Below are 11,382 nucleotides of genomic sequence, written 5' to 3' on the forward strand. Positions count from 1 at the left end.
GCGTTAACCGCAACGGGCTCTCCAGTGATGTTCGTGAACTGCGGTTTCGTGGCCCTCGTGGATGCCCTCGTGGCAGGGCGGACAGACCATGAGGGTCTTGCGCCGTTTCTTTGCCATGAGGACGGCCCAGTCGGGCTGCGTCTGCCCGAGCCGGTCCAGGTCGGCGAGTCTGCGGATCTGGTGGACCTGGATCTTTGCGGTCTGTCCGCATAGTTCGCAGGATCCGGCCAACATCCGTCTGGTCAACTCGCGTCGTGGTGCGAGGCGTTGGACAGGGTCGCGGTCGGTCAGGACTGCGGCCTTGTGCCGTCTGAGTGGAATTCCACCGAACTGTGCGACCAGCGGTTTCCTGCTCGGAGGCCGGGCGATGCTGACCTGGAGGCACTTGCGTGGCCCGGCCGGGGTGTCGCTGGTGGCCTTGTACTTACGGGCCGCCTGCGACCTCGACGCCTCAGCTGTCCGAGTCGGGGCGGTATCTGACCTTCGGATCGTTCTCGGCCACGACCGGGGCGTCCTCCGTGCACGTCATGGACCTGAGCACCGGGAGTGTCGAGCGCCTGGCACCCGAGATGGACGAGGGGTACCAGGCGTCGTACGGCACCGCGCCGATCAGCGCGAACGGGCGGTACGTCGCCTTCGTCGCCCGGCCGAGCGTCGACGAGCACGGCGCGTTCGCCTGCCGGGTCATGCTCCTGGACCGCCGGACCCAGCGGGTCGAGAGGGTCAGCCGGCCCTCGGACGGCTCGAAGGACTTCCACCGGTGCGAGCAGCTCTCGATGAGTGCCGACGGCCGCAAGGTCGCCTACCTGGAGGGCTACTCCGGACCGGTCACCGGCGACCAGGGCGACATCCTGGTCTACGACCGGGTGAGCGACCGGACCGTGCACGCCGACGCCACCCATGACGGCGCGCCGGCCGACACGTCGGCGATCGCTCCGGTGCTGAGCGCCGACGGCTCCAAGGTCGGCTTCAACTCGCCGGCCACCAATCTGGTCCCGGAAGCCGACACCAACACCGGCTGGAACGCCTTCGTCCGCGATCTGCGCACCGGCACGCTCCAGCGGTACGACGGTCACGACCCCACCGACCTCACCCTGGTGTCGGACCTCTCGGCGCACGGTACGAAGCTGCTGCTGGACACGGCGGACGCGGACCGCAGGTCGCTGGGGCTGATCCTGCGCGATCCGCGCACCGGTGAGGAGGAGCTGCTGTCACCGGGGCAGGACGGCAACCCCGTCACCGCCGGGCGGGCGGCCCTGAGCGCGGACGAGTCGCATGTCGTCTTCGACTCCTACTACCCCGGTCTGGTCCCCGAGGACACGAACCTGATCGGGGACGTCTTCGTCCGCACCTTGCGCTGAGCCGGGGGCGGGGCGGGGCAGGGTGGGGCGGGACGGGGGCGGGACAGCTGCCGGGCGAGGCGGTACGGGGGCGAACCGATCGAGCCGCCCCGCCCGCTCCCGCCCCCGCCTCCCGCTCAGACCACCGGCTCTCCGGGGCCGCCGTACGGGCCCCTGAGCAGCCCGGCCCCATGCGGTGGCCCGGTCCCGATCAGCTCAGCTCCAGCAGCCCTGCCAGGCGCCGCCAAGCCTCCCGCGGCAGCTCATCCCCCGCCCGGTCGTCGATCACCTGCAGCGCCACATGGTCCGCCCCCGCCGCGTGGAACTCCTCCACCCGCGCCCGGATCCGGTCGTCGGAGCCCCAGGCGTACACCGCGTCGATCAGCCGGTCGCTGCCGCCGCCGGTGAGGTCGGACTCGGTGAAGCCGAGGCGGAGGAAGGTGTTGGTGTAGTTGGGGAGGCCGAGGTACATGGCGAGGTGGGCACGGGCGAGGGGCCGGGCGCGGTCCGGGTCGGCCTCCGCGATCACCTTCAGCTCGGGTGCCAGCAGTGGGCCCTCGCCGAGGGTCTCGCGGGCCTCGGCGGTGTGTTCCGGGGTGACCAGGTACGGGTGTGAGCCGGCCGCGCGGTCCCGGGACAGGCGGAGCATCTTCGGACCGAGGGCGGCCAGGACCAGGCGGTCGGCCGGTACCCCGGCGGTGCCCAGGGCATCGAGGTAGTCGACCATGGCCGAGTAGGGACGCCGGTACTGTTCCGCGAGCTTGGCGTGGCTCACGCCGAGGCCGAGCAGGAAGCGGCCGGGGTGGGCGGCCTCCAGCTCGGCGAAGTGTACGGCCGTGTCGGCGGCCTCGTGCTGCCAGATGCTCTGGATGCCGGTGGCCACGGTGATACGTGTCGTCGCCTCGACCAGGGGCACGGCGTGCCGCACCCCGGGGCTGCCGCCGAGCCAGATCGCGCCGAAGCCGAGTTCCTCCAACTCGGCCGCCGCCTCGGCGAGTTCACCGCTGCGGGCCGGGTCCTCCGCGCGTAATCCGAAACTCCAGACGCCGTACCGTCCCACGCTGATCGGTTTCATCATGCAAAGGCCAACCTGTCCACCTTGATGATCTATTCCGATCAGGTCGCCGACGTAAAACCTGTCGTATCCATTGACGTCCCTCCCACCTCAGCTTTACCTTCTGGCCGAAGTTACGTACAGCGTTCGCAATATCGAACATTCCCTTTTTGAGCCGCCCCGGAAGGGACCTGCCGTGTTCCGCATACAAGTCCGCCACTGGGTGACCCTGGGGGCCGCCCTGCTGGCCCTCTTCGCGTCGCTCGTCACCGTCCAGCCCGCGCCGCAGGCCGCCGCCGCCGACGGCAAGCCCTTCACCAACCCGGTCAAGTCCCAGAAGGGCGCCGACCCGTGGCTGGAGTACTACAACGGCAACTACTACCTGGTGACGACCTCGTTCACGGGTGAACTGACCATGCGGAAGTCGCCGACGCTGGCCGGGCTGAGCACCGCGCCCAGCGTGCAGGTGTGGTCGGACAGCAACAGCAGCCGCAACTGGAACATGTGGGCCCCGGAGATCCACTTCCTCGACGGCAAGTGTACCTGTACTACTCCGCCGGGCCGCGCGGCTCCGCCTGCTGCGACGACCAGCGCACGCACGTCCTGGAGAGCGCGGGCACCGACCCGATGGGGCCGTACACCTACAAGAACACCTTCACCGGCTCCAACCTCGACCCCAACGGCTGGCTGATCGACGCCAGCGTGCTCAAGCACAACGACAAGCTGTACCTGGTGGGCAGCGGTTCGGCGGGCGGCAGCACGCAGAGCCTCGTCATCGCGCCGCTCAGCAACCCGTACACGCTCGCCAGCTCCACCTTCACGGTCATCTCCAGCCCCACCCTGAGCTGGGAGACGCAGAGCGGGCAGGTCAACGAAGGGCCCGAGCCGCTCTACCGCAACGGCCGCACCTTCCTCGTCTACTCCGCGAGCGCCTGCTCGGGCCCCGACTACAAGCTCGGCCAGCTGGAGCTGACCGGCTCCGACCCGCTGCTCGCCTCCTCCTGGACGAAGAAGCAGACGCCGGTCTTCCAGCGCAGCGACGCCAACAGTGTGTACGCGCCCGGCCACAACGGTTTCTTCACCTCGCCCGACGGCACGGAGAACTGGATCGTCTACCACGCCAACGACGCGGCGAGCGACGGCTGCGACAACGGCCGTACGACGCGCGCGCAGAAGTTCACCTGGAACGCGGACGGCACCCCGAACTTCGGCACCCCGGTCGCCCTCGGCACGACGCTCGCCGGCCCCTCCGGTGAGACGGCGACGACGCCGAACGCGTACACGATCGTCAACCGCAACAGCGGCAAGTGCCTGGACGTCACCGGCGGCGGCACGGCCGACGGCACCAACATCGCCCAGTGGACCTGCAACGGCGGGACCAACCAGAAGTGGCGTATCGAGGACCGCGCCGACGACACCAGCCGCCTGGTGAGCGTCGCCACCGGCAAGGTCGCCGACGTCGCCGACTGCGCGAGCACCGACGGCGCCGACATCCGGCAGTGGTCCTGGCTGAACAACAACTGCCAGAAGTTCCGCATGGTCTACCTCGGCGGCGACTACGTGCGGATCGTCAACGCCTCCACCGGCAAGGTCATGGACGTCGCCGACTGCGGCACGGCCAACGGCACCGACGTACGCCAGTGGTCCTGGCTGAACAACAACTGCCAGCAGTGGCGGCTCGTCCCCACGACCGCCTGATCCCCCACACCCCTGATCCCCGAAGGGCCGCAACAAGACATGAGACGTCTCGTCAGACGGGTCCTGGTGGCCGCCGCGGCGGCGTTCGCCGTGCTCACCACCGTGACCACACCCGCCCAGGCGGCCGCCCCCGCGTCGCCGGCCGTCACCTTCAGCAACCCGATAGCCGAACAGCGGGCCGACCCGCACATCTTCAAGCACACCGACGGCTTCTACTACTTCACCGCGACCGTCCCCGCGTACGACAAGATCGTGATGCGCCGGGCCACCACCCTCCAGGGGCTGGCCACCGCCGCCGAGACCACCATCTGGACCAAGCACGCCAGCGGTGAGATGGGCGCCCACATCTGGGCCCCGGAGATCCACTTCATCGACGGCAAGTGGTACGTCTACTTCACCGCGGGCTCGTCCAACGACATCTGGAAGATCCGGCCGTACGTCCTGGAGTCCAGCTCCGCCAACCCGATCACCGGCACCTGGACCGAGAAGGGCCGCATCGCCCTGCCGCTGGACACCTTCTCGCTGGACGCGACGACCTTCACCGTGGGCTCCACCCGCTACCTGAGCTGGGCGCAGTACGACCCGGCGGTCGGCGACGGCACCAACATCTACCTGGCGAAGATGTCCAACCCCTGGACGATCAGCGGCAGTCCGGTCATGATCTCCCGGCCCACCAACGCCTGGGAGAAGGTCGGCCACACCGTCAACGAGGGTCCGGCGGTCATCCAGCGGGGCGGCAAGGTCTTCATGACCTTCTCGGCCTCGGCCACCGACGCCAACTACTGCCTCGGCCTGCTGACGGCCTCCGCCTCGGCCGACCTGATGAACGCGGCCTCCTGGACCAAGACGCCCACCCCGGTCTTCACCAGCAACGCCGCCACCGGCCAGTACGGCCCCGGACACAACACCTTCACCACGTCCGAGGACGGAAAGTCCGACATCCTCGTCTACCACGACCGCAACTACAAGGACATCAGCGGCGACCCGCTCAACGACCCCAACCGCCGCACCCGCTACCAGAAGCTGTACTGGAACGCCGACGGCACACCCAACTTCGGCATCCCCGTCGCCGACGGCGCGACCCCCGTCCGCCTCTCCTCGTACAACTTCCCGGACAAGTTCATCCGGCACTGGGAGTACCGGGCGAAGCTGGAGGGCAACGTCACCAACCTCGCCGACTCGCAGTTCCGGATCGTCACCGGCCTCGCGGGCAGCGGCACGGTCTCACTGGAGTCGGCCAACTTCCCCGGCTACTACCTCCGCCACAAGAACAACGAGGTGTGGGTGGAGAAGGACGACGGCACCGCCCTGTTCGACAATGACGCCTCCTTCTTCCAGCGGGCCGGTCTCGCCGACACCGCCGCCGGGGTCTCGTACGAGTCGTACAACTTCCCCGGCCGCTACATCCGGCACTACAACAACCTGCTCTACACCCAGCCGGTCAGCACGACCCTCGACAAGCAGGACGCCACCTTCTACAAGGAGTAAGAAGGGGCAGAGCCAAGTGAGTTGATGGTCGTCTGCGCGTCATCCCAGGGCATTCGGGGTGGCGCGCAGATGGCTGACCGTCACGAAGTGGTAGCCGCCGGCCGTCAGGGTGCTCAGGATCTGCGGGACGGCGGCCACCGACGTGCGGTGGATGTCGTGCAGCAGGATGACGTCGCCGGGGTCCGTCGCGGCGATGACCCGCTGGGTCACCCGGTCGGTGTCGCGGTCCTCCCAGTCCCTGGGATCGACGTCCCACATGACGGCCGACAGCGGCTGGGCCGCCGCCCGCACCCGGTCGTCGATCGAACCGTACGGCGGACGGAACAGGGTCGGTTCCGTCCCGGTGGCGGACCTGATCTCCTCGCTGGTGCGCGCCAGTTGGGAGCGGATCTCCTCGGTGGAGAGCTCGGTCAGCCGGGGGTGGCTCCAGGAGTGGTTGCCGATCTCGTGTCCGGCGTCCGCCTGCGCCCGCACCACCGCGCGGTGGGCGGCGGCGTTCTGGCCCACCACGAAGAACGTGGCCCGCGCGTCGTACTCGGCCAGGTACTGGAGCAACGTCGTGCTCTCCGGCACGGCCGGCCCGTCGTCGAAGGTCAGCGCCACGCACTTCACCCGCGAGCAGTCGGTCGGGTCCGCGCCCGGGTCCGCCCCCGCGGGCACGGCCGGGGTGGGGGTGTGGTCGGCGCCCAGGTCGAGCGTGGGGCTCGGGTCCGTGGTCTGCGCCTGGGCGCGCCTGCCGAACTCGGACAGCCAGGGGGTGACGGTCGCCCTGTCGAGTGCGACGGCTGAGCCTGCCCGGAGGCCGCCGTCGGCGGTGAAGGCCAGGTCGTCCAGGGCCGCGGGCCCGACGCCTCCCTGCCTCCGGGCCTTCTCCCGCAGCGCCGACACGAAGGCCGCGCGGGAACCGCTCTCGATGAGCGCGAGCGCCGGCCGGTACGTCAGGTCGGCGCCGTCGTACCAGTACGTCCTGGCCGTGCGGTCCCGGTTCGACAGCCGTACGCCGACCACGTCGCCGGAGGCCACGAGGAGGGCGAAGCTGATGTTGAGCTCCCGGGTGTCCTGGGTGTCCGGGTCGCCCGATCTGGTGTCGCCCCCGCAGTCCACCGGGGAGCGGGAGTCCGGCCCGAGGAATTCCGCCAGGTGTTCTCCGACGTCCCTCCGCATGGCGGCCGTCAGGGCCGTGGCGCCCGGCACGTCCGGGTAACTCGTCGCCCAGGGGCAGAAGCGGCTGTTGCCGCTGTCGTTGACGACGTCCAGACCTTCGATCGTCGCCGGGTCGACGACCGAGGGCTCGACGCCGGCGGCGGCCGCGGCGGCGGCCCCGGCGGCGGCCTCGGCGGCCTCGGCGCTCGGGCCCCCACGGGCCGGGGCGGGCTTCGACGCGGAGGGGGCGTGGGAGCAGGCGGCCGTCAGGGTCAGCGCGCCGACCAGGAGCAGGGCGGAGGCGGCGGAAGCGGCGGAAGCGATGGCGGCGGGGGTGCGAGCGGTCACCGCCCGATCTTCGTGAGCGAGGTGCCGATCGGCGTGCCCCGCCCGCACTCCCGCCGCGTGTTCACCTCATCGGCCCTCATCGACCCCGCCAGCCCCCCTCATCCCCCTTCAGCCCCCATCGGCCCTCATCCGCTCGTACAACACCGGATCGTGCGCGTTGACGATCACCAGGTCGGGGTCCGCGCGGCGGTGGAGTTCGGCGAGACGGGCGTGGTTGGCGCGGACCTGCTTGAGGTCGTACGCGACGAGCCGTTCCATGATCCGCAGGACGGCCGGCGCGGGGGCCGGGTCGCCGAGCGCGCCGCGGTGGAAGAAGGCGTCGCCCGCGTGGAGGATCCAGTGGGTGCCGGTGTCGACGGCGACGCAGGTGTGGCCGCGGGTGTGGCCCGGGAGCGGGACGAGGACGATGCCGGGGGCGATGGCGTCGAGCTCCTTGGCCGCCGCGAAACCCCGCCACGGCTCCCCGCCGGGTCCGTGCTCGACGAACTTCGGGCCGTGCGCCCATTGGACGGCGCGGTAGCGCAGGCGCTCGCTCCGGGAGGGGGAGGTGACCGCGCCCAGCAGCTCGGCCGCGGTGACGTGCACCTGGGCCTCGGGGAAGTCGGACAGGCCGCCGATGTGGTCCGAGTCGAAGTGGGTGACGACGATGTGCCGTACGTCGGCCCGGTCGAACCCGAGCCGTTCGACCTGCCGGGCGGCGGTCTCCTCGCGGGCCAGGACCGGCTTGATCAGCCGGCGGGACGGACCCAGCCGCCGCCCGGGTGCCGCGATGTCGTCCAGGCCGAACCCGGAGTCCACGAGGACCAGATCCCCGCCCTCGGTCTCGATCAGCAGCACATGGCAGACGACCGGCTCACCGCGGGGCGGGAGCATCGTGCCGCAGTTGAGGTGATGGACTTTCATGGCCGCCTCCCGGTCGGGCACCGTGGTCGGTGGCAGCCTACGGTCCCGCTCGCTGTGGCGGCAGTACCTGCGCCAGCCCCGACTGATACGCCATCACGACCAGTTGGGCCCGGTCCCGGGCACCCAGCTTCGTCATCGCGCGGTGCACGTGTGTACGTACGGTCAGCGGGCTGACGTACAGCTTCTCGGCGATCTCGTCGTTGGAGAGGCCATCGGCGACCAGGGCCATGACCTCGCGTTCGCGGGTCGTGAGCGTGGTCAGCCGCTCGGGGGTGGCGAGGCGGCTGCCGGGGGCGGGTGCGGCGAGGAAGCGGGTGATGAGGGTGCGGGTGGCCGTGGGGGAGAGGAGGGTGTCGCCGGCGGCCACGGCGCGGATGCCGTCGAGGAGCACGTCGGCGGTGACGTCCTTGCCGAGGAAACCGCTGGCGCCGGCGCGCAGTGCCTGGGCCACGTACTCGTCGATCTCGAAGGTCGTGAGGATCAGTACGCGGGTGTCGCCGTGGATGTACGCCTCCCGCATCCGGGAGACGAGGAAGACCTCGTAGTCCATGGCCAGGCCGAAGACGATGCCCACCAGGAAGATCGGCATCAGGCTCATGATCGGCCCGGTCTGGTTCACGCCCAGGATCTCCGCGCCGTGGCCCTGCTGGAAGACCAGGACGACCACGCCGAGCGACGCGAGCACCGACAGCAGGAAGCCGACGGCGGCCTTGAGCGGGACGAGCAGAGAGCGGAAGACGACCATCAGGAGGATGACGGCCAGGCCGACGACGACCAGCAGATAGGGAACCAGCGCGGACTGCACCTTGCCGGAGATGTCGATGTTCAGCGCGGTGGTGCCGGTGATCTCGAACGTCGCGCCGGTGTCGGACTCGATGCCGGGACGCTCGTCCCGGATGACGGTCACAAGATCCTTGGTCTTCTCGTCGGTCGGCGCGGTGGCGGGCTCGGCCGAGAAGACGGCGGTGTCGCCGGCCTCGTTGAAGCGTGCGGGGGAGACGGACACGATCCCCTTGGTCGCGCCGATCTCCTTCGCGACCGTCTCCGCGGCGGCCTTCGGGTCGGCGGTGCCCTTGGCGTCCACCACGATCGTCAGCGGCCCGTTGAACCCGGGCCCGAAGCCCTCGGCGAGCGCGTCGTAGGCCCGGCGCGCGGTGGTGGAGGTCGGCTTGGCCTCGTCACCGGGCATGCCCAGCTGAAGGCCGGTCATCGGCACCGCGAGCGCGCCGAGGCCGATGACACCGAGGACCAGCACGGGCACGGGGCGGCGCAGCACGAACCGGGACCAGCGGATGCCGCCGTTGTCCTGCGGACTCTCCTCGATACGTCCGCTCTTGCGGGCCTTGCGTCCCAGCACGGCGTTCGGCCGGCAGCCGAGGAGGGCCGGGACCAGGGTCAGCGCGATCAGTACGGCGACGACGACCGCGCCCGCGGCGGCCAGCCCCATCTTCGTCAGCATCGGAATGCCGACCACGGACAGCCCGGCCAGTGCGATGACGACGGTGAGTCCGGTGAACACCACCGCCGATCCGGCCGTGCCCGTGGCGAGGGCGGTCGCTTCCTGGGGCGTGCGGCCCTCGGCGCGCTCCTCGCGGTAGCGGGAGACGACGAACAGGGCGTAGTCGATGCCGACCGCGAGGCCCAGCATCATGGCGAGGGTGCCGGTCGTGGTGGACAGTCCGAACGCTTCGGAGAGAGCGAGGATCGAGGCCATGCTGACGCCGACACCGATGAGCGCGGTCAGCAGCGGCAGCCCGGCGGCGGCCAGCGAGCCGAAGGTGACCAGCAGGACGACGGCGGCGAGGCGACGCCGATCACCTCGGCCATGCCGCCCGGAGCACCCTGCTCGTCCATGGCGGTACCGCCGGCCTCGACGGTGAGCCCGGAGCCCTGGGCCTCGTGGAGGGCGTCCTCCAGGTGGGTCCGGCTGGCGTCGGTGAGGTCGGCCGCCGTGACCTTGTAGGTGACGGTCGCGTACGCCGTCGAGCCGTCCTGGCTGACCGCCTGCGCCTGGAACGGGTCGACGGCGCTGGCGACCTGCGAGCCGTCGGCCAGATCGGCCACGGTGTCCTCGATGGCCTTCTTGTTCTCGGTGGCGGTGACCTTCTCACCGCTCGGGGCGACGAACACGACCCGGGCGGTGGCGCCGTCCGCCGTGACGCCGGGGAAGCGCTCCTCCAGCAGGTCGAACGCCTTCTGGGACTCGATGCCCGGCATGGAGAACTCCTCGTCGGAGGCTCCCGGGGCCTTGAGGGCGCCGATACCTACGGCGCCGAGGACCGCCACCCACAACAGGATGACGTACCAGCGTTTGCGGAAGGCCAGTCGGCCCAGTCGATGAAGGAAGGTTGCCATGGGTCGCAGGTCTCCACGTCTGAAGTCTCGGATACCCGCTCAGACTCCCGGTCGGGCCCTGTCCCGTCGTCGTGCGGCTGCCGACAATCCCGCCTACTCAGAACGCAGTACGCCGCCGCCGCCGGGTCACCCCGGGGGATGACGGGGCGGGGAGCGCCCAGGCCCCTCACATGGTGTTCAGAGTGTCCCGCGACGCCTTGATGAAGTCCTTCACCGTCTGCCAGAACGGCCGGTAGCAGGCGTCGAACCGGGCTACGGCTGCCGCGTCGCCCTCGATCATCGCCTCGATCGCCTTGTAGAACGGATTCGTCGACCGCCGGACCGCGTTGGCGAGTTCGGCCACCTCGTCCGGCCCCTCCAGCGAGACGATCCACGTACGGTGCCGCAGGGCGGCATACTCCTCCCGCTGGCGGTCGCGCAGCCGCCGCAGCTCCTCGATCTGCTCCGGCCCGATCCCGGCCTCGGCGCCCCGGACGACGTCGGACACCTTCCAGTGCACCTCGCTCAGCCGCTGCGCCTGCTCGATGAACTCGGCGTACGCCGTCCGCCGCACCTCCCTGAGCCGCTCCACCCGCTGCGCGCTCGCCGTCGTGTCCGCCTGGATACGCGCCGCCCGCGAGGTCCCCCGACTCGTCACCCAGCTCGCCAGCACGGCCGTACCGGCGGTGAGCGAGGCGATCCAGAACGCGTTGTCAGCCACGGCGGGAGCCCAGCGAGCGCTCGGTGACCCCGGCCAGATGGGCCGCGAAGACCTCACGGGCGTCCGGCGTCAGAGTCCGCAGCGCCACCAACGCCGTGATGACCACGTCGCACAGCTCCGCCTGGACGTCGTCCCAGGTGTGGGTCGTGCCCTTGCGCGGGTTCTGCCCGGTCACGCCGATCACCGCCTGCGCGACCTCACCGACCTCCTCCTGGAGCTTCAACATCCGCAGCAGCAGGCCTTCTTGACCGCCGTACGGCTGGTCCGCCTCCAGCCAGACGTGCAGGAGGGTGACGGACCGCCAGAGGTCGTCGGGGGAGTCGATCGGCTCATTCATGGGCGCAGCGTCTCTG

General features: G+C 70.4%; 9 protein-coding genes and 2 pseudogenes. 3 read left to right on the forward strand and 8 right to left on the reverse strand.

The features are described from left to right. Positions 1–3: 3 nt before the first annotated feature. Positions 4–234, reverse strand: a complete 231-nt coding sequence (locus I8N67_RS44745; RefSeq protein ID WP_372443876.1) for an HNH endonuclease — start codon at positions 232–234, stop codon at positions 4–6. Positions 235–527: 293 nt separating this feature from the next. On the opposite strand from I8N67_RS44745, the gene I8N67_RS35585 reads away from it, so the two are divergent. Beyond that, the gene (locus I8N67_RS35585; RefSeq protein ID WP_234046811.1) at positions 528–1,361 is read left to right on the forward strand and encodes a TolB-like translocation protein; all 834 of its coding nucleotides are present in this window, start codon (positions 528–530) and stop codon (positions 1,359–1,361) included. 190 nt (positions 1,362–1,551) lie between these two features. Here I8N67_RS35585 and I8N67_RS35590 read toward each other — a convergent pair whose 3' ends face one another. After that, on the reverse strand, positions 1,552–2,418 hold the full coding sequence (locus I8N67_RS35590; protein ID WP_372443877.1) for an LLM class F420-dependent oxidoreductase: 867 nt from the start codon (positions 2,416–2,418) through the stop codon (positions 1,552–1,554). Positions 2,419–2,590: 172 nt separating this feature from the next. Here I8N67_RS35590 and I8N67_RS35595 point away from each other — a divergent pair. Further along, positions 2,591–4,092, forward strand: a pseudogene (locus tag I8N67_RS35595) (family 43 glycosylhydrolase). Positions 4,093–4,131: 39 nt separating this feature from the next. Beyond that, positions 4,132–5,580: a family 43 glycosylhydrolase gene (locus tag I8N67_RS35600; RefSeq protein ID WP_200308423.1), complete on the forward strand. Its 1,449-nt coding sequence runs from the start codon at positions 4,132–4,134 to the stop codon at positions 5,578–5,580. Between the two features lie 39 nt (positions 5,581–5,619). On the opposite strand, the gene I8N67_RS35605 is transcribed toward I8N67_RS35600, so the two are convergent. The 6 genes and pseudogenes from I8N67_RS35605 to I8N67_RS35630 all read right to left on the reverse strand — a co-directional run bounded on the left by I8N67_RS35605 (position 5,620) and on the right by I8N67_RS35630 (position 11,366). Beyond that, positions 5,620–7,071, reverse strand: a complete 1,452-nt coding sequence (locus I8N67_RS35605) for a polysaccharide deacetylase family protein (RefSeq protein ID WP_200308424.1) — start codon at positions 7,069–7,071, stop codon at positions 5,620–5,622. A 108-nt stretch (positions 7,072–7,179) separates the two neighbouring features. Beyond that, a complete protein-coding gene (locus I8N67_RS35610; RefSeq protein WP_200308425.1) occupies positions 7,180–7,974 on the reverse strand; it encodes an MBL fold metallo-hydrolase in 795 nt (264 codons plus the stop codon). Positions 7,975–8,011: 37 nt separating this feature from the next. Then, the gene (locus tag I8N67_RS44040) at positions 8,012–8,494 is read right to left on the reverse strand and encodes a LuxR C-terminal-related transcriptional regulator (RefSeq protein ID WP_267912875.1); all 483 of its coding nucleotides are present in this window, start codon (positions 8,492–8,494) and stop codon (positions 8,012–8,014) included. Next, positions 8,468–10,329 (reverse strand): annotated as a pseudogene (locus I8N67_RS35620) (MMPL family transporter); the annotation flags it as partial. The pseudogene I8N67_RS35620 and the gene I8N67_RS44040, both read right to left, overlap by 27 nt. Before the next feature lie 166 nt (positions 10,330–10,495). Then, a complete protein-coding gene (locus tag I8N67_RS35625; RefSeq protein ID WP_200308426.1) occupies positions 10,496–11,029 on the reverse strand; it encodes a hypothetical protein in 534 nt (177 codons plus the stop codon). Beyond that, positions 11,022–11,366 (reverse strand): MazG-like family protein, encoded by a 345-nt coding sequence (locus I8N67_RS35630; protein ID WP_200308427.1) that lies wholly within the window; start codon positions 11,364–11,366, stop codon positions 11,022–11,024. The genes I8N67_RS35625 and I8N67_RS35630 overlap by 8 nt, the downstream gene beginning before the upstream one ends. Positions 11,367–11,382 lie beyond the last annotated feature (16 nt).

Source organism: Streptomyces adelaidensis (genome assembly GCF_016598475.1).
GTDB classification, from domain to species: domain Bacteria; phylum Actinomycetota; class Actinomycetes; order Streptomycetales; family Streptomycetaceae; genus Streptomyces; species Streptomyces adelaidensis.